This is a genomic window from Jiella pacifica (assembly GCF_010500815.1).
Lineage (GTDB): Bacteria > Pseudomonadota > Alphaproteobacteria > Rhizobiales > Rhizobiaceae > Jiella > Jiella pacifica.
Genome location: NZ_JAAAMG010000011.1, coordinates 24,625 through 45,233 on the forward strand (window position 1 = coordinate 24,625; position 20,609 = coordinate 45,233).

Here is a 20,609-nt window from a genome sequence, read left to right on the forward strand (position 1 = left end):
CCGTTGATAACTCATGTGATTCGATAAAACCGGACATATTAAGCTTCGCGAAACCCTCTCGATCCACTATATATGGGGTTGCGCGACACCGGCACCACAAGATGCGGTCGGCGGCGCGAATCCAGCGAACAGCGTGCGAATCGTCCGTCAACGGATGCGAGGGTCGTGCGCGGCACTTTACGACAGCCAATCGAGGACGGGTTTTATGGGCATGAAGTTCGAGCGCCGCTACACCAAGGCCGGCGAAAGCCCCTACGCTCAGGTCGCCTTTCGCAAGGCGACGAGCGAGATCAAGAACCCGGACGGTTCGGTCGTCTTCCGGCTGGAGGGGATCGACGTCCCCGAGCAGTTCAGTCAGGTGGCCTCGGACATCCTGGCGCAGAAATATTTCCGCAAGGCGGGCGTGCCGGCGAAGCTGAGGCGAGTCGAGGAGCACGACGTCCCCTCCTTCCTCTGGCGCTCGATCGCCGACGAAAAGGCCCTCGCCAAGCTTCCCGAGGATGAGCGCTATGGCTCGGAGATGGACGGGCGCCAGGTCTTCGACCGCCTCGCCGGCACCTGGACCTATTGGGGCTGGAAGGGCGGCTACTTTGAAACGGAGGAGGACGCCTCCGCCTTCCGCGACGAACTCGTCTACATGCTCGCCACCCAGAAGGTCGCGCCGAACTCGCCCCAGTGGTTCAACACCGGCCTCCACTGGGCCTATGGCATCGACGGCCCGAGCCAGGGCCACTACTATGTCGACTACCGCTCCGGCCAGCTGACCCGCTCGGCGACGTCGTACGAGCACCCGCAGCCCCACGCCTGCTTCATCCAGTCCGTCGCCGACGACCTCGTCAATGACGGCGGCATCATGGATCTGTGGGTGCGCGAGGCGCGGCTGTTCAAATACGGCTCCGGCACCGGCTCGAACTTCTCCTTCCTGCGCGGCGAGGGCGAGAAGCTCGCCGGCGGCGGCAAGTCGTCAGGCCTGATGAGCTTCCTGAAGATCGGCGACCGGGCGGCGGGCGCCATCAAATCCGGCGGCACGACGCGGCGCGCGGCCAAGATGGTCGTCGTCGACATCGACCATCCCGACATCGAAGCCTACATCAACTGGAAGGTCCGCGAGGAAGAGAAGGTCGCCGCCCTCGTCACCGGTTCGAAGACCGTCGCCAAGCACATGAAGGCGATCCTGTCGGCCTGCGTGAACTGCGAAGGGTCGGGCGACGACTGCTTCGACCCGATGAAGAACCCGGCGCTGAAGCGCGCCGTCAAGGACGCCAAGAAGGCGCAGGTGCCGGAGAACTACGCCAAGCGCGTGATCCAGTTCGCGCGTCAGGGCTACACCCAGATCGAATTCCCGGTCTACGACACCGACTGGGATTCGGAAGCCTATCTCACCGTATCCGGCCAGAACTCCAACAACTCCGTCTCGCTCACCGACGACTTCCTGCGCGCCGTCGAGAACGACGAGGAGTGGAACCTCATCCGCCGCACCGACGGCAAGGTCCACAAGACCGTGAAGGCCCGCGAGTTGTGGGAGCAGATCGGCTATGCCGCCTGGGCCTCCGCCGATCCGGGCCTGCACTTCAACACCACGATGAACGATTGGCACACCTGCCCCGAGGCCGGCTCGATCCGCGCGTCGAACCCGTGCTCGGAATACATGTTTCTCGACGACACGGCCTGCAATCTCGCCTCGCTGAACCTCATCCAGTTCCAGGAGAGCGTGAAGGGCGAGGCCGGCAAGGAGGGCCAGGAAGTCAGGCGCTTCGATACCGCGGCCTTCGAGCATGCAGTGCGGATCTGGACCGTCGTCCTCGAGATCTCGGTCCTGATGGCGCAGTTCCCCTCCAAGGAGATCGCCCAGCGCTCCTACGACTACCGCACCCTCGGCCTCGGCTTCGCCAATATCGGCGGCCTGCTGATGATGTCGGGCATTCCGTACGACTCCAAGGAAGGCCGCGCGATCTGCGGTGCCATCTCGGCGCTGATGACCGGCGTCGCCTACAAGACCTCGGCCGAGATGGCCGGCGTCCTGTCGCCCTTCCCGGACTACGAGCGCAACGCCGAAGCGATGCTGCGCGTCATGCGCAACCATGCCCGCGCCGCCCATGGCATCGCCAATGGCTACGAGGCGCTGGCCGTCGATCCGGTGCCGCTCGACCACGCCTCGCTGAAGGACAAGCGCCTGTCCGGCCGCGCCAAGGTCGCCTGGACGGAGGCCGTCGAGCTCGGCTCCAAGAACGGCTTCCGCAACGCCCAGGTCTCCGTCATCGCGCCCACCGGCACGATCGGCCTGGTCATGGACTGCGACACCACCGGCATCGAGCCCGACTTCGCGCTGGTGAAGTTCAAGAAGCTCGCCGGTGGCGGCTACTTCAAGATCATCAACCGCGCGGTGCCCGACGCCCTGCGCACGCTTGGATACTCGGAAAGCCAGATCGCCGAGATCGAGGCTTACGCGGTCGGTCACGGCAATCTCAACCAGGCGCCGGCGATCAACCCCTCCTCGCTGAAGGCCAAGGGCTTCACCGACGAGATCATCGCGACGCTGAACGCCGCCATGGTCTCGGCCTTCGACATCAAGTTCGTCTTCAACAAGTTCACGCTGGGCGAGGCGTTCTGCAAGGACGTCCTCGGCTTCACCGACGAACAGCTGAACGACTTCACCTTCGAGATGCTGCCGGCGCTGGGCTTTTCGCGCAAGGACATCGACGCCGCCAACATCCATGTCTGCGGTGCGATGACCCTCGAGGGAGCACCGTTCCTGAAAGAAGAGCACCTGCCGGTGTTCGACTGCGCCAATCCCTGCGGGCGGATCGGCAAGCGCTATCTCTCGGTCGACAGCCACATCCGCATGATGGCGGCGGCGCAGCCCTTCATCTCGGGGGCGATCTCCAAGACCATCAACATGCCGAACGATGCGACGGTGGAAGATTGCACCGCGGCCTACATGCTGTCCTGGAAACTGGCGCTGAAGGCCAACGCGCTCTACCGCGACGGCTCGAAGCTCTCCCAGCCGCTCAACGCCTCGCTGATCGCCGACGATGAAGACGAGGACGAGACCATCGAGGAGGTCGCCGCCGCTCTGATGGCCTCGCCGCCCGCTGCCCAGGCGACGCAGGTCGCCGAGCGGATCGTCGAGCGCATCGTCGAAAAGGTCATCCGGGATCGTGAGAAGCTGCCGAACCGGCGCAAGGGCTACACCCAGAAGGCCATCGTCGGCGGTCACAAGGTCTATCTCAGGACCGGCGAGTTCGACGACGGCCGCCTCGGCGAGATCTTTATCGACATGCACAAGGAGGGCGCCGCCTTCCGCGCGATGATGAACAACTTCGCCATCGCCATCTCGCTCGGCCTGCAGTTCGGCGTGCCGCTGGAGGAATATGTCGACGCCTTCACCTTCACCCGATTCGAGCCGGCGGGCATGGTGCAGGGCAACGAGGCGATCAAGAACGCCACCTCGATCCTCGACTACGTCTTCCGCGAGCTGGCAGTCTCCTATCTCGACCGCCACGACCTCGCCCATGTCCAGCCGGAGGATTTCGGCGCCTCGTCGATCGGCCGCGGGGTCGCCGGCGACAAGCCGGCGCCGCTGCCGATCTCGTCGGGCATGGTGCGCGGCCAGACGGCGAAGTTCCGCCTCGTCTCCTCGGCCGAGCCCCAGGGATCGGCGAAGGTCGAAGCGCCGGCGAAGCCCACCCCGGTGACCGCCGCCGCCCGCCCGGCGGCTGCCAACGCCCCGGTGAAGGCGGCCAGCCCGGCGGCCCAACCGACCGCCGCCCGCTCGGGCGCCACGGTGACGGCCCTCGGCGGCAGCCAGGCCACCGCGTTCAAGCGCAACTACGAGGCCGCCCCGGCCGCCCTCGACATCGAGCCGCTCGACACCCCGGCCCCCGTCTCAGACACCTCGCCGGCGCAGGGCCTCTTCGACCAGCCGCTCGCCTACGAGGCGACGCCCAAGGACAACGCCAACGTCTCGGAAGCCCCCAAGGCCACCAGCGCCGAGCGCCGGTCGATCGCGATGATGAAGGGCTACACGGGCGAAAGCTGCTCGGAATGCGGCAACTTCACCATGGTGAGGAACGGCACGTGTCTGAAATGCGACACCTGTGGATCGACGAGCGGGTGTAGCTGAGGGCCATTGCAATGAACGGCAGCGCCCGTGTGGAGAACACCACACGGGCGCTGCCAAAAGAACAAAACGCGATGATGATACTCCAAAGACACGACCTGCGGGCTTGATGGCATTCGTACGCAGTAGGGAGTGTTGGTACCGCGGCGAAAAGCGCTTCTCCTGAACCCGACCGATAGCAGAGCCGCTGAGGCATGGATCCCCGACCCTGCGGGCCGAGGATGACGAAGCGTCAGGGGCGCTGCCACTCGCAGGCGCTCCCCTGCCGCGATGCCTCCGGCACGGCCGCCCTCTCTCCCCATTGTGGGAGAGAAAGTCATTCCCAGGAATTGGGCCGAGCGAAGGCGCTTCGTTGCGCCGCAGCAGGCGCGGCGGCGGCACGCGTCAGGAAAGCTTCGTGCGATGCGGCTTGACGAGCGACAGCAGCTCGGCGCCGATCCGGCCGAGCGGCAGGATCTGCCCGGCCCCGCCGCGGTCGATCGCTTCCTTCGGCATGCCGAACACCACAGAGGTCTCCTCGTTCTGTGCGATGGTGCGCCCGCCCGCCTGCCGGATCTCCAGGAGGCCGCGGGCGCCGTCGTCGCCCATGCCGGTCAGGATCGCCGCGACGACGTTCGGACCGCCGCGTTGCGCAGCGGATCGAAACAGGACGTCGACCGACGGGCGATGGCGGCAGACGGGCGGCCCGTCGACGACGGCCACGGAATATCGGCTGCCGGCCCGGCGCAGCATCATGTGGTGGTTGCCCGGCGCGATCAGCACCTGCCCCGGAAGGGCGAGATCGCCGTCGCGTGCCTCGGCGACCCGCGGCGCGCAGAGACCGTCGAGCCGGCGGGCAAAGGCCTCGATGAACCCCTCTGGCATGTGCTGGACGACGAGTGTCGCCGGACAGTCGGCCGGCAGCGTGGTGAGAACCGTCGCCAGCGCCTCCGTGCCGCCGGTCGAGGCGCCGAGGCATATGACGGCCTCGGTCGATGGAGTGGCCAGCTTCAGCTTCTCCGCCCGCTCCGGCGAGATCGCCGGGATGAGGATGTAGGCGAGGTTCTTGGCCTCCACGGACAGCGTCACTGGCCGCGGCTTGCGGGAACGGACACGGGCGTGCGCGGCCGCCTTGGCGACGTCGCAGATGGTCATCGCCGACTCGCGCAGATGTTGCGCGGTGTGAACCTTCGGCTTGGTGATCACGTCCACGGCGCCGGCCGCGAGCGCCTGCATCATCATGTCGGATCCCTCTTCGGTCAGGCCCGAGCAGATGACGACCGGGATCGGCCGCTGGGCCATGATCTTCTTGAGGAAGGTCAGCCCGTCCATCTTCGGCATCTCGATGTCGAGGAAGATCACGTCGGGGATCTCGGCCCGGATCATTCCGGCAGCGGCATAGGCATCGGGCGCCGAGCCCATGACCGCGATCTCCGGATCACCCGCGAGGATGGCGCCGAGAACCGTCCGGACCGAAGGGGAATCGTCGACGATCAGGACGCGGATCTTCGCGCGGCTGCGACCGTTCGCCATCTTCGTTTCCCCCTACTGCTTCTGAAAGACGCCCGATGCGACCTGGCGGACCGGACCCTCCCGAACGATCATCGATTCGGAATGCCCGACGACCAGGAACCCTCCCGGCCGGACATGGCCCAGGAGACGCTGGACGACGGCTTCCTGGTCGGCCTTGTCGAAGTAGATCAGGACGTTGCGCAGAAATACGATGTCCACGTCCCGGTCGTAGGGATAGCTCTCGTCCATGAGGTTCATGCGCTCGAAGAGCACGCGCCTGCGGATCGCCGGAGCGATGCGGACCTGATCGCCCCGCTCCGGGCCGCGACCTCTGAGGATATATCGCTCGGCCAGGCGCTGCGGCACCGGAGCGATGGCGCCGAGCGGATAGATCGCCTCGCGGGCCGTCTTGAGGACCGAGGTCGAGATGTCGGTCCCGAGAATGGCGTAGCGAAACAACCGGCCGCGATCGATCATGTCCTGCAGGATCATCGCGATCGAATAGGCCTCGGCTCCGTTCGAGCTTGCCGCGCTCCAGATCTTCAGGGTGGGCCGCTCCTGCCTGCGGCGCTGCAGGAGCTCCGGAACCAGTTGCCGTTCCATGAGAACGAGGTGTTCGTCCTCGCGAAAGAAGTCGGTCTTGTTGGTGGTGATGGCGTCGATGATGTGCACCATCTCGCCTTCCAGACCGCCTTCGTCGAAGAGGTGCCGGCAATAGGCCGAGAAGCTGCTCTCGCCGATCTGCCGGAACCGCTTGCGCAGCCGGCTCTCGACCATCAGGCGCTTCTGGACCGTCAGCCTGATCCCGATCGTCTCCCCGACGAGAGCGGAGATCCGATCGAAATCGGCGGCCGCGAGATGATCGTGGCCGGTGTTCGAGGCAAGGGTGCCCATGGGGATCTGCTTTCTGTATCGTCGGGAAGAGCCGGAGCGGCCGCCGTCAGGCGGCGATCGCTCCCTGGGCGCTGTCGACCGCGTCAAACAGCCGATCGACGTCGAAGACCGTCACGAAGGCGCCGTTGCGCCGGCCGATGCCGGTGATCGCCCCCGCGTTCCAGTTGCCGGCACCGATCTCGGGAGGCGCCTCCAGCGCCCCCTCGTCGAGAGACGTCACCTCGAAGACCCGGTCGGTCTTCAGGCCGAAGACCGTCTCCCGGCTTCGGCGCATGATCGTGAGGACGACGATGCGGGTGTTCGTCGTGTCCGTCGTCTCCTCCAATCCGAGCAGACGCCGCGCGTCGACCACGGGAACGCTCGCCCCGCGGACGTCGATCATGCCGAGGAGTTCGGCAGGGCTGCGCGGCAGCCTCGAGATCGGCGCGAGATCCAGGATCTCCCGGACCCGGCCGACCGGTGCGGCGAAGAGATCCTCCGCCACACCGAAAGTGAGATACTGGACGATCTGGTTCATGATCGCCCCTATCAGGCAGCCGAACGGCGGGAGAATTCTCCGTCGAGATCGTCGCCGGCCTCGTGCATGTCGAGATCGAAGCCGCCGCCCTTGCCGTGCATCCGCTCCGACATCTTGCGCAGGGCCCGTTCGGCTTCCGGGGTCACCTTGGACTTCGTCCGGGTACCCGTCTTGGCCGCGGGGACCGCTTTCGAAGCGCTGCGGGTCGACGGGGCGCCGTCATCCAGCTTGAAATAGCTGATGGCGCCGGCCAACTGCTCGGCCTGGCTCGCCAGTTCCTCGGCGGTCGAGGACATTTCCTCGGCGGCCGCGGTGTTCTGCTGGGTGACCTTGTCGAGCTGCTGGATGGCGGAATTGACCTGCCCGGCACCGACCGTCTGCTCGCTGCTGGAGGAGGAAATCTCCTCGACGAGCTTTGCCGTGCTCTGGATGTCGGGAACGAGCTTGGCGAGCATGTCGCCGGCCTGCTGCGCCGCTCTGACCGTGTTGCCGGACAGGCCGGAGATCTCGGTCGCTGCCGCCTGGCTGCGCTCGGCGAGTTTGCGCACCTCGGAGGCGACGACCGCAAAGCCGCGGCCGTGCTCGCCGGCCCGTGCGGCTTCGACCGCTGCATTGAGGGCGAGGAGATCGGTCTGGCGGGCGATTTCCTGCACCACCATGATCTTTTCGGCGATGGTCTTCATGGCCGCGACGGCACCCGCGACGGCTTCGCCGCTGGCGATGGCGTCGGTCGCCGAACGCTTGGCGATGGCTTCGGTCTGGGCGGCGTTGTCGGCGCTCTGCTTGATGTTGGCGGCCATCTGTTCCATCGACGCCGAAACTTCTTCGGTGGAGGAGGCCTGCTCCGTCGCACCCTGCGAAAGCTGCTCGGCCGTCGCCGACATCTCCTCTGAGCCAGACGCGACGTTGCGGGATGCCGAGGCGACGTCGCCGACGACCTCACGCAGCTTCTCGACCATGCGGTTCAGCGTCACGAGAACGTCGGAAATCTCGTCGTTCGACTTCACCGCGGCCATCGTCCGCAGATCGCCGCCAGCCACGGTCTCGGCGAGCTGCTGCGCATTTCGCAGGCCGCGGGAGATCGACAGGATGATCCACAGAGCAGCCAGCGCCGCGAAGACGACCGAGCCGATCAGGATGCCGAAAACGAGGTTTCTGGCAAACATGTAGAGGTCGGTGTTGGCTTGGTTGGCCTCGTCGAGCTGCTGGTTGTTGAAAGCGACGATCTTGGCGAGAGCCGCCGCCGCCTCCTGCCGGGAGGCGCGTCCTGCACCGGTCGACATTGCGAAGGCCTGCTCGTTCTGGTTCAGAAGCGCCAGCCGCAGGATCTCGCCGTGATCGACCATGTATTTGTCGAAGGCTGCGGTGAAGGCATCGACCATCGGCTTGCCCTGCTCGGACGACAAGTCCCGCAGCTCCGCTGCGTCCTCGCGGATGGCGGCGATGTTCTTACTCATCTCCGTGGTGAGGGTTTTCATGTCCTCATCGCCGGTGGTCAGGATCAGATCGCTTTCCTGGCGGCCGAGGCGGGTGTTCTGGACGCTGATGGCGTTGGCGATCTGGATCCGGGCGACGTTGCCCTTCACGGCATAATCGAAGGACTCGTTCAGCTTCGACAGATTGTCGGTGGCGATCAACATGCCGCCGGCCGACAGAGCGATGACGACGACGAAGGTCGCGGCCAGCTTGAGCTTCAGGGTCAGTCTCATGGGTCTTGCCTTTCGTTGGATCTTAAGCCGCTGCGGCGTCGAGGCCGGCTTCGATGCGGAAGATGCGTTGCATGTCGGGGATGATGACGAAGCCGTCGCCCCGCTTGCCGATGCTGCGGATGAAGGCGGGCGGCCAGCGCATGCCGACCGCCGGAACCGCCTCCATCGAACCGGCGTCGATTTCGGTGACCTCGTGGACCTTGTCCGCCAGGATGCCCGCAACCAACGGTTCGCCGTCGAGCTCGAATTCGACGACGACGATGCGGGTGTCCTGGTCCGTCGGCGGTCGCTGCATGCCGAAGACGACCCTGAGGTCCGCCAGCGGCACGACGGTGCCGCGCACGTTGATGAGGCCGCCGACGAAATCCGGCGCGTTCGGGACCCGGGTGATCGGCACCGTATCGAGGATCTCGCGGACGCTCGTCGCCTCCAGGGCGAAGATCTCGTCCTGAAGCCGGATGGTCAGGGCATGCATGACGGTCTTCTCCGATTTTGCGGTCACGCCGCCCTCGCCAGCACGTCGTCGCGCCGGGTTTCTTCGAGCTTCTGTCCGAAGCCGACGAGGTTCATGACGTCGAGAATGAGGGCGACGGTGCCGTCGCCGAGAATGGTCGCGCCCGAAAAGGTCTTCAGGGTCGAGTGCAGCCGCGACAGTTGCTTGATGACGGTCTGGTTGTTGCCGATGATCTGATCGACGACGAGCCCGATGCGGATCTGGCCGGACGAGACGATCACCACCTTCTGGTAGACGTCCGCCTCGCCGTCGGCATGGAAGAGATCGCGCAGCCGCATGAAGGGAACCAGTTCCCCGCGCACGTCGAGGAAGCTGCGCCCGCGCATCTCGCCGGCATTCTTCGGCAGTTCGATGCACTCCTCGACCGCGGCCAGCGGGATCGTGTAGCGACCGGACCCGACCCGGACGAGCAGCCCGTCGATGATCGCCAGCGTCAGCGGCAGCCGCAGGGTGACCTCGGTGCCGTAACCGGGCTCGCTGGCAAGGTCGACGGAGCCGCGCAGCCCCTCGATCGTGCCCTTGACGACGTCCATGCCGACGCCGCGCCCGGACAGGGAGGTGACGGATCGGGACGTGGAGAAGCCGGCCTCGAAGATCAGGCGATTGACGTCCGCCTCCCCAAGCACCGCGCCCGGAGCGATCAACCCGCTCGCCTCGGCCTTGGCGCGGATGCGCGCCGTGTCGAGACCGGCGCCGTCGTCGGCGATGGTGACGGCGACTTCCGCCCCGCGATGGGCCGCCGAGAGCCGCAGCGTCGCCGTGTCGCCTTTCCCGCTCGCCCGTCGCTCCGCGCTTGGCTCGATGCCGTGGTCCATGGCGTTGCGGATGAGATGGACCAAGGGGTCGGCAAGCTGCTCGATGACGGTCTTGTCGAGTTCGGTCTCCTCGCCGCTCGTCACCAGGGTCACCTGCTTGCCGAGGTCCCGCGAGAGATCGTGGACGAGGCGGCGGAAGCGGCCGAACAGCGTCCCGATCGGCACCATCCGCGTGCCCATCGTGGTGTCACGCAGACTGGAAGTCAGCCGTTCGATGTCCTCCGCGATGCTGACCAGAGCCGGATCGTGCCGGCTGACGGCGAGCTGGCTGAGGCGCGCCTGGGCGATGACGAGCTCGCCCACCCGGTCCATCAGCTCGTCCAGCCGCTCGGCCGGAACCCGCAGGGTCGCCGTCTTGTCCTTCTGTGCCGAACTGGAGGCATCGCTCTCCGGCTCGCACCGCAGGACTTCGCTCGCCCTGGCAGCTTGCGGGGGTGCTTCCTCGGCAGTGGCATTTTCTTGCTTGCCGCCGTCGCTCCGCTCGATCGTCAGTTCCATATCGTCGCGGATGAACAGGAACACGTCCTCGATCGCCGGCAGCTCGACCGCTCCATCGATTCTGACGGCCCAGCCGAGATAGAGGAAGTCGGGGTCGATCTCGCCGACCGGAGCGACTGGCACCGACCGGTCGAGGATCTCGCAGGCGCCGAGGGACTGCATCTCCGCGAAGAGGAGCTTGGGATTGGTGCCATGAATCAATGCATTGTCCGGCAGGCGAAAGCTCACCAACCAGTCGGATCCGTTCGGAGCCGGAGCCGATATCGCCTCTGCCAGCGCTCGGAGTATCGCGGCACCTTTTTGGGGATCGACGGCAGACTCGTCCGCGATCAGCGCGGCGACATGATCCTTGGCCCGAAGGGCCGCGGCGACGAGAGGCGCCGTCGCGGCAGCTTCGCCTTTGCGGACCTTGTCGAACGCGGTTTCGAAGTCGTGGATGAAGGAAGAGACCGCCGTGAAGCCGAACATTGCGCCCGACCCCTTCAGCGTGTGGAGCGCCCGGAACGCCGAGGACACGAGGTCGCCGTCGTCAGGACGCTTCTCGAGGTCGAGGAGCGACTGTTCGAGGATCTCCAGAAGGCCTGCCGCCTCGTGCCTGAAAGTCTCGGCTGGATCGGTGCTGGTCATGCGCTCGCCACCGTCCGGACCTCGGCGAGAAGCTGATCCGGCTGTAAGGGCTTCACCATCCGCCCGGTGGCGCCTGCTTGCTTGGCCTGTTCTTTGACCGCGGCGCTCGGGTCCGTCGTGAGAAAAACGATGGGCACACCGCTTGCCGTCTCGGCGCGGTACTTCCGGATGAAGGTCAGTCCGTCCATGACCGGCATGTTCAGGTCGATGGCGACGGCGTGGACCTTGTTTGCAAGCGCCTTGGTCAGCGCCTCGGACCCGTCAGCGGCTTCGAGACCCTGGCAGCCGGCGCTTTTCAGCGTCAGCCCGACGACCTGCCGTGCCGAGGGCGAGTCGTCGATCATGAGAATGCTCTTGGGCATGCTTGGCCTTTCGATGAGGGAGGGAAACATGCCACTGCTTCGTGCATGCAGATGCCCCTTTGGTGTCCCCAAAGGGATAAGCAGTAGAATCGGAAGTGAAGCAGACAGTCAGCAAGACGGGATAGATCGACGAATGCGATCTATTTTCAGTGACAATTTACCGTTGAGCCGATTAACACATCATGAAACGACATCTTCGAGCCGATAAATCTAAATTCGTGAATTAATGTATTTATGAAAGACAAACTATATGTACTTTTTGCTTTACATATCGAATTTCGATGCATGGAACGCAATCGAACTGTCCGCCCGTTCATTTCGAGCCGGCTGAGAAAAAGGGCTGTTCGTAGGCGCTCCGAACGCGGCCGCAACGCGCTGCCCGCGCACGCAACCTTCGATCGCAACCACCGCGTCTTCTCGAACGTGAAGCGCTGGGCGCTCGGCACCTTCCACGGCTTCCGCGAGAAGCACATGGACGCCTCCCTTGACGCGTTCGTCTTCCGCTGGAACCGAAGGCGCTCGCTCCTGTCGGTGTCTATCAGCGCGGGGTTTCGGCGCCGATCGGCGTGATGGTCGTCGAACATTTTGAGGCTGGCAGGGTCGACATGCGCCGCCGATTGACACTCGAACGGAAGCCTTGAGAGGCTAAGCGCGGCAGCCGGGGCGGAGCGTTGCGGCAAGGGGAAAGGACGCGCCCTCTTCCGGAACGATGCGCAAGGCTTTTGCCGAAGCTCGCTTGGGGATACGATCAGCGCGTTACCGCCCGACGAGGAGGCCTCGATGACCGACCACAGCCACGCCGACGAACCCCGCTGGAAACACGATGGCGTGCGCGTCATCAAGGGGGACAAGCTGGACGCCAACACCGCCCAGACCCCGGGCATGTTCCGCCAGGCGGCGATCAACCACGCCCGGGTCGGCGCCCAGAAGATCTGGGCCGGGACGGTGACGATCGCGCCGGACGCCAAGACCGGCGTGCACCATCACGGCGAGCTGGAAAGCGTCATCTTCGTCCTGCGCGGCAAGGCCCGGATGCGCTGGGGCGAGCGGCTGGAATTCGTCGCCGAGGCGGAGCCCGGCGACTTCATCTTCGTGCCGCCCTTCGTGCCCCATCAGGAGATCAACGCCGATCCCGGCGCGCCGCTCGAATGCGTGCTGGTGCGCTCCGACAACGAGGCGGTGGTGGTCAACATCACCGATGTCGATCCGGTCGAAAAGCCCGAGGCGGTCTATTGGGTCGATCCGATCCACAAGCATCCGGAGTGAGCGATCAGCCGCCCTCGGAGCCGTCCCTCAACCCGTTCGTGACCTAAGTCATGCCGGGTCGATCGTATCACGAAACGTCTCGATTTCGCTCTCCAGCCGATCCGCAAGCCTCCGACCTGCGGCCACTGCGTTGCCCGCATCCGAGACCCTGAAATTGTTGTAGTTCTTTCGGGCAACATGGCGGAACCTGCGCGTTTCATCGATCGCCTCGGCGAGATCCGCCGTGATGATCGCCGGCCGCCGCCCGGGAAACTCGCGAGCCACGCGCCTGATGAGATCAGCGTGATAGCTCGGCCCCGAAGGCTTCTCCTCGCTCAGAATATCGAGGATGCGCTCCAGAGCGCCTTCGAGCGAGGTGTGGCCGGACTGCATGGCCTGCAAGAAGGCCATGCGATTGCGATAAGGGTCGAAGCCGTTTCCCTCGAGGTTCCCGGCCTCGTAGAGCCTGCACGCCATGTTGAAATGATGCGCCGCGCTTCGGATGTCGTCCGATACGTCGAGCCAGCGCGCATCCCTCATGAGACCACCGTTCCTTCCGCCTCGATTCGCGAACGGAACCTGCCCTCCGTCATCGATAGAGGAAGGATGTCGCAAGGCAGCCGATGGCGATTGCAGGCCGCTTCGGCGAGACGCCACGCCTCCCCTTCGGCCGCAGATGGAAAATCGAGAATGAGGTCGACGTCGCTGTCATAGCGCATTGCCCCCCGTGCCGCCGATCCGTACAGAATGTATCGACCGCCAAGACGCCGGGCATGGTCGCCCAGTTCCGCGACAACCGCGGCAACCGCCACTGATCGGCGCGCCGCTTCCTCGCTCTTTCGCTCCGCAACGGTGACGATCATCCGCGACCTCTTCTGCCGTCGATCTCAGGGCGGCTCCTATAAATAAGCCCAGCACCGTGGAAGCGCCACCATCCCTCACCGCCAGCCCATCGCCGGCGCGACATGCGTCAGGATCGCCTCGATCACATGGGCGTTGTAGGCGACGCCGAGTTGGTTCGGCACGGTCAGGAGCAGCGTGTCGGCCTCGGCGATTGCCTCGTCGCCTTTCAGCTCCTCGACAAGCCTGTCGGGCTCTGCAGCGTAGGAGCGCCCGAAGATCGCCCGCATATTGTCGATGACGCCGATCTGGTCGCCATCCTTGCCGCGGCCGAAATAGGCCCGGTCCTCGTTGCTCACCAGTGGGAAGATCGAGCGCGAGACCGAGACGCGCGGCTCGCGCTGATGGCCGGCCGCCGCGAAGGCCTCGCGGTAGCGGCGGATCTGTTTCGCCTGCTGGACGTGGAACGGCTCGCCGGTCTCGTCCTCCTTCAGGGTCGAACTCTGCAGATTCATGCCCCGCTCAGCCGCCCAGACTGCCGTGGCGTTGGAGGCCGAGCCCCACCAGATCCGCTCGCGCAGCCCTTCCGAATAGGGCTCGATGCGCAGGAGCCCCGGCGGGTTGGGAAACATCGGCCGCGGGCTCGGCTTGGCGAAGCCCTCGCCCTTCAGGACGTCGAGGAACACCTCGGCATGCCGCCGTCCCATGTCGGCGTCGCTCTCGCCTTCGGCGGGCGCATAGCCGAAATGGCGCCAGCCCTCGATCACCTGCTCGGGCGAGCCGCGCGAGATGCCGAGTTGCAGCCGCCCGCCGGAGATGAGGTCCGCCGCGCCCGCGTCCTCGGCCATGTAGAGCGGGTTTTCGTAGCGCATGTCGATGACGCCGGTGCCGATCTCGATGCGGCTCGTCTTCGCGCCGACGGCGGCGAGCAGCGGAAACGGCGATGCCAGCTGGCGGGCGAAATGGTGGACGCGAAAATAGGCGCCGTCGGCGCCGAGTTCCTCGGCCGCGACGGCGAGATCGATCGACTGCAGCAGCGTGTCGGCGGCCGACTGCGTCCCCGATCGCGGCGACGGCGTCCAATGCCCGAAGGAGAGAAAGCCGATCTTCTTCATGGTGATGGTCCCCAATGCGTCTTCGCAGAAGTCTTCGGATCGATGCAGGACTTCGGACTGCCGGGCGCCGGCGTCAAGCAGGTCGGGGCGTGCCGGATGGTGACGGCCTGTTCGCCGATTGCGCCGAATGGCGGCGGTAAAGTCTGCGCCCTTGATCTCGCAGCTGCGAAATGGCATCAGCAGCTGACGCAAGGACCCATTCGATTGGGTGGCTACGCCGGGCGCCCATCCCCCGGCCAACTCCAGACCGCCTCGTCCCATCCGATGGGCGATCCGATTTTCCCGCGTGATCATAAAAACATGAACCTTGAAACACTCCGCCACGAGTGGTTCGGCAACGTGCGTGGAGACCTGCTCTCCGGCCTCGTCGTCGCCCTCGCGCTGATTCCCGAAGCCATCGCCTTTTCCATCATCGCCGGCGTCGATCCGAAGATCGGCCTCTACGCGTCCTTCTCGATCGCCGTCCTCATCGCCTTCGTCGGCGGCCGGCCCGGCATGATTTCCGCCGCGACGGCAGCGACCGCCGTGCTGATGGTCACGCTGGTGCGCGAGCACGGCCTCCAATATCTCCTCGCGGCTACGGTGCTCGCCGGGCTTCTGCAGATCGCCGCCGGGTTCCTGAAGCTCGGCAACGCCATGCAGTTCGTCTCGCGCTCGGTGATGACGGGCTTCGTCAACGCCCTGGCGATCCTGATCTTCATGGCGCAGGTGCCCGAACTGATCGGCGTGCCGTCGATGACCTATGTGATGGTCGCCCTCGGCCTTGCCATCATCTACCTCTTTCCGCGCATCACCACGGCCGTTCCCTCGCCGCTGATCGCCATCCTCGTCGTCACGGCGATCTCGCTCGCCTTCGGCATGGATCTGCGGGTCGTCGGCGACATGGGCGAGCTACCCTCGGAACTGCCGGTGTTCCTGCTGCCCGACGTGCCGTTCAACCTCGAGACGCTGTTGATCATCCTGCCCTATTCAGCGGGCGTCGCTGCGGTTGGCCTGTTGGAATCCCTGATGACGGCGCAGATCGTCGACGATCTGACCGACACCGGGTCCGACAAGAACCGCGAATGTGTCGGCCAAGGCATCGCCAACACCGTTACCGGCTTCTTCGGCGGCATGGCCGGCTGCGCGATGATCGGCCAGTCGATGATCAACGTGAAGTCCGGCGGGCGCGGGCGTCTGTCGACCTTCGCCGCCGGCATCTTCCTGTTGTTCCTCATTCTCGTCCTCGGCGATTTCGTCGCCATCATCCCGATGGCGGCGCTCGTCGCGGTGATGATCATGGTGTCGATCGGCACCTTCTCCTGGTCGTCGATCGTCAATCTGCGCAGCAATCCCCGCCGCTCGTCGGTCGTCATGCTGGCGACGGTGGTGACGGTGGTCTGGACGCACAATCTGGCGATCGGCGTCCTCGTCGGCGTCATGCTGTCGGGTGTCTTCTTCGCCTCGAAGGTGGCGCAGATCTTCCGGGTCACCTCGACGCTCTCCGAGGACGGGCTGACCCGGACCTACCGCGTCGAAGGCCAGGTCTTCTTTGCCTCATCGGACAGGTTCGCCTCGGCCTTCGACTTCAAGGAAGCGGTCGAAAAGGTCGTCATCGACGTCACGTCGGCCCATATCTGGGATCTGTCGGGGGTCGCGGCGCTCGATCGAGCCGTGCTGAAGTTCCGCCGCGAGGGCGCCGAAGTGGAGCTGAAGGGTCTCAACGAGGCGAGCGCGACGATCGTCGACCGGCTGGCGATCCACGACAAGCCGGGCGCGCTCGACCAGCTCTCGGCGCATTAGGGAGGCGAAGATGACCAGAATTTTGGCCTGCGTGGACGGATCGACCTATGCCGAAAGCGTCTGCGATCATGCCGCATGGGCGGCGGAGCGGCTCGGCGTGCCGGTCGATCTCGTCCATGCCCTCGGCCGTCGGGAGACGTCGAGCCGGGCGATCGATTTTTCCGGCAATCTGGAATTCGGCGAGCGCGAAGCGCTTCTCGCCGAATTGTCGGAGCTCGACGAGAAGAAGTCGAAGGTGTCGGTCCGGCGCGGCCGGCTGCTGCTCGATCAGGCGGGGGCCCGCGTGAAGGAACGCGGCGCAGCCAAGGTCGAAAAGCATCTGCGCAACGGCGACGTCGCCGATGCGATCTCCGACATGGAGGCCGAGGCGCGCCTCGTCGTCATCGGCAAGCGCGGCGAGGCCGCCGATTTCGCCAAGGGCCATCTCGGCTCCAATCTGGAGCGGGTGATCCGGGCAAGCTCCAAGCCGGTGCTGGTCGCCTCGCGCGCCTTCCGGCCGATCCGGCGCTTCCTGGTGGCCTTCGACGGCGGCCGCAGTTCGGGCACGATCGTCGAGAAGCTGGCGGCGAGCCCTCTGCTGACGGGCGTTCCGTGCAAACTCTTCATGGTCGGCGAGCCGACGGGCGACGCCGGCGAGCGCCTTGGCGAGGCCCAGCGACAGCTCAAGGCGGCCGGCTACGAGGTGACGGTGAAGACGGCGAGCGGCGATGCCGACGAGCGGATCGCCAAGCGCGTCGGTCAGGACGGGATCGATCTTCTGGTGATGGGCGCCTACGGCCATTCGCGCATCCGCCGGCTCATCGTCGGCAGCACCACGACGCAGATCATCCAGTCCTGCGCCATCCCCGTTCTAGTCATTCGCTGAGGCGCACGGAGACCTTGCGGCCTCGGTGCGGAGGAACGCCCCGAAGCTGCAGTGCCGTTTCGATTGAGCTTCGGTCACCCCGCGTGCTAGGGGCGGTTTCCCTTCGAAACCGGCACCCATGACAATCGATATCATCCTCTTTCTCGTCGCCGCGGCCTTCCTCGCCGGCTATGTCGACGCGGTGGCCGGCGGCGGCGGGCTGATCACCATTCCCGCATTGCTTCTCGCGGGCCTCGACCCGCTGACGGCGCTCGGCACCAACAAGGTGCAGTCGCTGTTCGGCTCGGGCTCGGCGACGATCGCCTATGCCGCAAAGGGGCACATGAACCTCAGGGAACAGGCGCCGGTGGCCGTCCTGTCCTTTGCCGGCGCGTGTCTCGGCGCGCTCGGGGCGCGGATCCTGCCGACGGAGATTCTCGAAACCGGCCTGCCCTTCCTCTTGATCGCCGTCGCGCTGTTCTTCGCGCTCAAACCCGGCATGTCCGACATCGACGCGGAACGGCGCCTCTCGCCGGCAGTCTTCGCCTTCACGCTGGTGCCGCTGATCGGCGCCTATGACGGGCTGTTCGGGCCCGGCACCGGCTCGTTCTTCATGCTGGCCTTCGTCGCTCTCGCCGGCTACGGCGTCCTCAAGGCGACGGCGCATACGAAGCTCCTCAACTTCGCCTCCAATCTCGGCGGCTTCGCCGTCTTCGCGCTCGCCGGTTCGGTGATCTGGAAGCTCGGCCTGATGATGGGCGTCGCACAATTCGTCGGCGCAAGGCTCGGCGCGATGACGGCCATGCGCTTCGGCGCGAGGTTCATCCGCCCGCTGCTCGTCGTCGTCTGCCTGGCGCTGGCCATCAAGCTCCTCTGGCAGTAGGCCGGGGAGCACAGAAGAGGGAGCGGCCCATGGGCAGGACACCGGCGATCATGCTGCAGGGGACAGGGTCCGACGTCGGCAAGTCGGTGCTCGTCGCCGGCCTCTGCCGGCTGTTTGCTAATCGCGGCCTCGCCGTGCGCCCGTTCAAACCGCAGAACATGTCGAACAACGCCGCCGTCGCGATGATCCCCGGCTCGGGGGAATTCGGCGAGATCGGCCGGGCGCAATGGCTGCAGGCGCTGGCCTGCCGGATCCCGCCGACCACCGACATGAACCCGGTGCTGCTCAAGCCGCAGTCGGAGACCGGCAGCCAGATCGTCGTGGCCGGCAAGGTGGCGGGCGCCGCCAAGGGCCGCGAATATCAGGCGCTGAAGGCGCGGTTTCTCGACACGGTGCTCGCAAGCTTCGAGCGGCTGTCGGGCGAGGCCGATCTCGTCGTCGTCGAGGGCGCCGGCTCGGCCGCCGAGATCAACCTGCGCCAGAACGACATCGCCAATATGGGCTTTGCGACGGCCGCGAATGTCCCGGTGATCCTCGTCGGCGACATCGACCGCGGCGGCGTCATCGCCTCGCTCGTCGGCACCCACGCGATCCTGCCGGAGAGCGACCGGGCGATGGTGAAGGCCTATCTGATCAACCGCTTTCGCGGCGACCCGTCGTTGTTCGACGAAGGACTGACCGCGATCACCCGCTTCACCGGCTGGGAAAGTCTCGGCGTCGTCCCACATCTTGCCGCCGCAGCCCGCCTGCCGGCGGAAGATTCCGTCGCACTGGAGCGGCCCGGTGTTGCCGCCACGAAAACGGCGCGGCTGAAGGTCGCGGTGCCGGTCATCGGCCGGATCGCCAATTTCGACGATCTCGATCCCCTGAAGGCCGAGCCCGACATCGCGGTCGTCTTCGTGCGTCCCGGCGAGCGGCTGCCCGAGGGAGCCAAGCTCGTCGTTCTGCCGGGATCGAAGTCGACCATCGGCGACCTTGCAACCCTCAGGGCGAACGGCTGGGACCGCGACATTGCCGCCCATGTCGCCCGCGGCGGTCATGTCGTCGGCCTTTGCGGCGGCTACCAGATGCTCGGCAACACGGTGCGGGACCCGGACGGGATCGAGGGCGAGGAGCGCGCGGCGGAGGGGCTCGGGCTGCTCGACGTCGAGACGGTCATGCAACCGGAAAAGACCGTTCGCCCCGGCCGGGCAACGACGCCGGGCGGACTCTCGCTCGAAGGCTACGAGATCCATCTGGGCAAGACGAGCGGGCCGGACTGCGCGCGTCCGGTGGCGATCTTGGATGGCGCGCCGGATGGGGCGACGTCGCGTGACGGGCACATCTCGGGCACCTATCTCCACGGCCTGTTCGGGGCCGACGAATTCCGCCGGGCGTTCCTCGCGCGGTTCGGGGTCGCCGGCGGGGAGACCGGATACGGTCAGTCCGTGGAGGCGGCGCTCGACGAGATCGCGGACGCTCTCGAACGGGTCATCGATGTTGAACGGCTGATGGCGATCGCGGCGGGGCGATGAGCGCTGCATATGTCCGCAGCGGGACGGACCGAGGATATGAAGGCGTCAAAGACGCCCACCCTCGGCCACAATGCATGCTGCAGCCGAATTTCGCCCTCAGCCGTGGAACGCCGTCTTCAAAAGGTCGATCTGCTGGCCGACCGGGTTGTTCGCCTCGGTTCCAGGCTCGTCGGGGCCGCCGGTTCCATAGATTTCCCGGTCGAGCATGGCGATGCGCCGTTCGAGCTTGATCGCCCGTTCGACGAGGTCGCGGAAGCGCTCCGGCAGTTGGCCATATTGCGGCGACTCCTTTGCCGAGCCGAGACCTTCCAGGCGCACCTTGACCTTTTCAGCCTCGACCTGGCTGCGCGACATGTCGCCCTGATTGGCCGCGCGTTGCAGCAGCAGCCATGAGGCGACCTGCATCAGACGCGTGGTCAATCGCATCGATTCGGCGGCATAGAGCGTCGCACCCGCCCGGTCGAGACGCTTCGCCTCGGCCCGGCCCTCGCCGTCGAGATAGCCGGCCGTCTCGTCGACCATCGCCATGCCCTCGTTGAAGAGCGGCTGAAACGATCGCGAGAACGCCAGGTGCTCGGCGAGCTTGACGGTCCGGTCGTCTTCACGCGAATCTGTCATCTGAGGTGCCATCGCCTAGCGCCAACTCCTGCCTGCCTGCCGGATGAATCACAACGAAGGCAACATGTAATGCCTTGTCGCCGGGCCAAAGTGCTGCGGCTTGGCCGCCGAAGCAAGCCATGCCGGTAGCTTTTCCTTAACCTCGGTTAATACCCACAATCCGGGCGCAGGGCAAAAAAAAGAGCCGTTGGAAAACGGCTCTCAGGAGTTTCAACAGGGAG

General features: G+C 65.7%; 18 protein-coding genes and 1 other annotated feature. Of the genes, 7 read left to right on the forward strand and 11 right to left on the reverse strand.

Features of this window, described 5'->3' with window-relative positions:
- The first annotated feature begins 211 nt into the window (after positions 1–211).
- Entirely contained in the window at positions 212–4,123 is a 3,912-nt protein-coding gene (locus GTK09_RS14220) for a vitamin B12-dependent ribonucleotide reductase (protein WP_163463960.1), read from the forward strand.
- A gap of 381 nt (positions 4,124–4,504) precedes the next feature.
- Here the strand turns inward: GTK09_RS14220 and GTK09_RS14225 are convergent, their stop codons facing one another.
- From GTK09_RS14225 to GTK09_RS14255, 7 genes are read right to left on the reverse strand one after another with little or no spacing between them, the layout of a single operon-like run.
- Entirely contained in the window at positions 4,505–5,632 is a 1,128-nt protein-coding gene (locus tag GTK09_RS14225) for a protein-glutamate methylesterase/protein-glutamine glutaminase (RefSeq protein WP_163463837.1), read from the reverse strand.
- Positions 5,633–5,644: 12 nt separating this feature from the next.
- Entirely contained in the window at positions 5,645–6,505 is an 861-nt protein-coding gene (locus tag GTK09_RS14230; protein ID WP_163463838.1) for a CheR family methyltransferase, read from the reverse strand.
- A 46-nt stretch (positions 6,506–6,551) separates the two neighbouring features.
- On the reverse strand, positions 6,552–7,022 hold the full coding sequence (locus GTK09_RS14235; protein WP_163463839.1) for a chemotaxis protein CheW: 471 nt from the start codon (positions 7,020–7,022) through the stop codon (positions 6,552–6,554).
- An 11-nt stretch (positions 7,023–7,033) separates the two neighbouring features.
- A complete protein-coding gene (locus GTK09_RS14240; RefSeq protein WP_163463840.1) occupies positions 7,034–8,731 on the reverse strand; it encodes a methyl-accepting chemotaxis protein in 1,698 nt (565 codons plus the stop codon).
- Positions 8,732–8,753: 22 nt separating this feature from the next.
- Entirely contained in the window at positions 8,754–9,233 is a 480-nt protein-coding gene (locus tag GTK09_RS14245; protein WP_376768005.1) for a chemotaxis protein CheW, read from the reverse strand.
- Entirely contained in the window at positions 9,230–11,185 is a 1,956-nt protein-coding gene (locus GTK09_RS14250) for a chemotaxis protein CheA (RefSeq protein ID WP_163463841.1), read from the reverse strand. Before GTK09_RS14250 ends, GTK09_RS14245 begins: the two co-directional genes overlap by 4 nt.
- Positions 11,182–11,529: a response regulator gene (locus GTK09_RS14255; protein ID WP_246217912.1), complete on the reverse strand. Its 348-nt coding sequence runs from the start codon at positions 11,527–11,529 to the stop codon at positions 11,182–11,184. The genes GTK09_RS14250 and GTK09_RS14255 overlap by 4 nt, the downstream gene beginning before the upstream one ends.
- Before the next feature lie 303 nt (positions 11,530–11,832).
- Here GTK09_RS14255 and GTK09_RS27805 point away from each other — a divergent pair, with 303 nt between their 5' ends.
- Both GTK09_RS27805 and GTK09_RS14265 read left to right on the forward strand, forming a co-directional pair.
- Positions 11,833–12,117, forward strand: coding sequence for a transposase (locus tag GTK09_RS27805; RefSeq protein ID WP_281353374.1), 285 nt, complete (start codon positions 11,833–11,835; stop codon positions 12,115–12,117).
- Between the two features lie 210 nt (positions 12,118–12,327).
- The gene (locus tag GTK09_RS14265; protein WP_163463843.1) at positions 12,328–12,813 is read left to right on the forward strand and encodes a cupin domain-containing protein; all 486 of its coding nucleotides are present in this window, start codon (positions 12,328–12,330) and stop codon (positions 12,811–12,813) included.
- Between the two features lie 48 nt (positions 12,814–12,861).
- On the opposite strand, the gene GTK09_RS14270 is transcribed toward GTK09_RS14265, so the two are convergent.
- The 3 genes from GTK09_RS14270 to GTK09_RS14280 all read right to left on the reverse strand — a co-directional run bounded on the left by GTK09_RS14270 (position 12,862) and on the right by GTK09_RS14280 (position 14,747).
- Positions 12,862–13,332 (reverse strand): ribonuclease toxin HepT-like protein, encoded by a 471-nt coding sequence (locus GTK09_RS14270; RefSeq protein ID WP_163463844.1) that lies wholly within the window; start codon positions 13,330–13,332, stop codon positions 12,862–12,864.
- Entirely contained in the window at positions 13,329–13,655 is a 327-nt protein-coding gene (locus tag GTK09_RS14275) for a nucleotidyltransferase family protein (RefSeq protein WP_163463845.1), read from the reverse strand. The genes GTK09_RS14270 and GTK09_RS14275 overlap by 4 nt, the downstream gene beginning before the upstream one ends.
- A 75-nt stretch (positions 13,656–13,730) precedes the next feature.
- Positions 13,731–14,747: an LLM class flavin-dependent oxidoreductase gene (locus GTK09_RS14280; protein WP_163463846.1), complete on the reverse strand. Its 1,017-nt coding sequence runs from the start codon at positions 14,745–14,747 to the stop codon at positions 13,731–13,733.
- Positions 14,748–14,936: 189 nt separating this feature from the next.
- Positions 14,937–14,989 (forward strand) — a sequence feature (sul1 is cis-regulatory element that is thought to sense ions involved in sulfur or methionine metabolism; They are found in Alphaproteobacteria).
- A gap of 58 nt (positions 14,990–15,047) precedes the next feature.
- Here GTK09_RS14280 and GTK09_RS14285 point away from each other — a divergent pair.
- The 4 genes from GTK09_RS14285 (at position 15,048) to GTK09_RS14300 (ending at position 19,770) form a co-directional block, all read left to right on the forward strand.
- Positions 15,048–16,529, forward strand: coding sequence for a SulP family inorganic anion transporter (locus tag GTK09_RS14285; RefSeq protein WP_163463847.1), 1,482 nt, complete (start codon positions 15,048–15,050; stop codon positions 16,527–16,529).
- A 10-nt stretch (positions 16,530–16,539) separates the two neighbouring features.
- A complete protein-coding gene (locus GTK09_RS14290; RefSeq protein WP_163463848.1) occupies positions 16,540–17,394 on the forward strand; it encodes a universal stress protein in 855 nt (284 codons plus the stop codon).
- A 118-nt stretch (positions 17,395–17,512) separates the two neighbouring features.
- Positions 17,513–18,256 (forward strand): TSUP family transporter, encoded by a 744-nt coding sequence (locus tag GTK09_RS14295; RefSeq protein ID WP_163463849.1) that lies wholly within the window; start codon positions 17,513–17,515, stop codon positions 18,254–18,256.
- A 29-nt stretch (positions 18,257–18,285) separates the two neighbouring features.
- On the forward strand, positions 18,286–19,770 hold the full coding sequence (locus GTK09_RS14300) for a cobyric acid synthase (protein ID WP_163463850.1): 1,485 nt from the start codon (positions 18,286–18,288) through the stop codon (positions 19,768–19,770).
- Positions 19,771–19,866: 96 nt separating this feature from the next.
- Here the strand turns inward: GTK09_RS14300 and rcdA are convergent, their stop codons facing one another.
- Positions 19,867–20,388, reverse strand: a complete 522-nt coding sequence (gene rcdA, locus GTK09_RS14305; protein ID WP_163463851.1) for a protease adaptor protein RcdA — start codon at positions 20,386–20,388, stop codon at positions 19,867–19,869.
- Positions 20,389–20,609 lie beyond the last annotated feature (221 nt).

Coding starts and splice junctions, on each gene's coding strand:
- GTK09_RS14220 (WP_163463960.1), top strand. CDS start 212: ATGAAGTTCGAGCGCCGCTACACCAAGGCCGGCGAAAGCCCCTACGCT.
- GTK09_RS14225 (WP_163463837.1), bottom strand. CDS start 5,632: ATGGCGAACGGTCGCAGCCGCGCGAAGATCCGCGTCCTGATCGTCGAC.
- GTK09_RS14230 (WP_163463838.1), bottom strand. CDS start 6,505: ATGGGCACCCTTGCCTCGAACACCGGCCACGATCATCTCGCGGCCGCC.
- GTK09_RS14235 (WP_163463839.1), bottom strand. CDS start 7,022: ATGAACCAGATCGTCCAGTATCTCACTTTCGGTGTGGCGGAGGATCTC.
- GTK09_RS14240 (WP_163463840.1), bottom strand. CDS start 8,731: ATGAGACTGACCCTGAAGCTCAAGCTGGCCGCGACCTTCGTCGTCGTC.
- GTK09_RS14250 (WP_163463841.1), bottom strand. CDS start 11,185: ATGACCAGCACCGATCCAGCCGAGACTTTCAGGCACGAGGCGGCAGGC.
- GTK09_RS14255 (WP_246217912.1), bottom strand. CDS start 11,529: ATGATCGACGACTCGCCCTCGGCACGGCAGGTCGTCGGGCTGACGCTG.
- GTK09_RS27805 (WP_281353374.1), top strand. CDS start 11,833: ATGGAACGCAATCGAACTGTCCGCCCGTTCATTTCGAGCCGGCTGAGA.
- GTK09_RS14265 (WP_163463843.1), top strand. CDS start 12,328: ATGACCGACCACAGCCACGCCGACGAACCCCGCTGGAAACACGATGGC.
- GTK09_RS14270 (WP_163463844.1), bottom strand. CDS start 13,332: ATGAGGGATGCGCGCTGGCTCGACGTATCGGACGACATCCGAAGCGCG.
- GTK09_RS14275 (WP_163463845.1), bottom strand. CDS start 13,655: ATGATCGTCACCGTTGCGGAGCGAAAGAGCGAGGAAGCGGCGCGCCGA.
- GTK09_RS14280 (WP_163463846.1), bottom strand. CDS start 14,747: ATGAAGAAGATCGGCTTTCTCTCCTTCGGGCATTGGACGCCGTCGCCG.
- GTK09_RS14285 (WP_163463847.1), top strand. CDS start 15,048: ATGAACCTTGAAACACTCCGCCACGAGTGGTTCGGCAACGTGCGTGGA.
- GTK09_RS14290 (WP_163463848.1), top strand. CDS start 16,540: ATGACCAGAATTTTGGCCTGCGTGGACGGATCGACCTATGCCGAAAGC.
- GTK09_RS14295 (WP_163463849.1), top strand. CDS start 17,513: ATGACAATCGATATCATCCTCTTTCTCGTCGCCGCGGCCTTCCTCGCC.
- GTK09_RS14300 (WP_163463850.1), top strand. CDS start 18,286: ATGGGCAGGACACCGGCGATCATGCTGCAGGGGACAGGGTCCGACGTC.
- rcdA (WP_163463851.1), bottom strand. CDS start 20,388: ATGACAGATTCGCGTGAAGACGACCGGACCGTCAAGCTCGCCGAGCAC.